This window comes from Dellaglioa sp. CoH-55-MRSF-8 (genome assembly GCF_056782195.1).
In genome coordinates, this window is sequence record NZ_JBXAYH010000163.1 from 1 (window position 1) to 294 (window position 294).

Annotated in this window: 1 protein-coding gene; it reads left to right on the forward strand. The window is 52.4% G+C overall.

The genetic code is table 11. The features are described 5' to 3' along the window. Nucleotides 1-294 (forward strand): hypothetical protein (locus AC1RPW_RS08350; protein WP_481769499.1); only part of this gene is annotated, 294 nt, incomplete at both ends.

Below are 294 nucleotides of genomic sequence, written 5' to 3' on the forward strand. Positions count from 1 at the left end.
ACGTACCTTGGTGATGGCTATCACTGGATTGAAGCCTCAATCCAGATTAACGGCGCTAGCACCAAGGTAACGGCCTACGTGGATAGCATACTTCAGTTCACAGGAACTTATAACTACGCGCAAGCCGCTCAGGCCATTACCCAGCTATATGTGTCCACCGGCAAACAGGCAGCAAACGGTGCAGCTTCATATTTGGATGACTTCATTATATGGGACGGCTCTGGCACCTCATTCAACACGTTCCCGATTGGGCCACGACGTATCGGGCTCATGAATCCGAACGCGGCGGGAGAC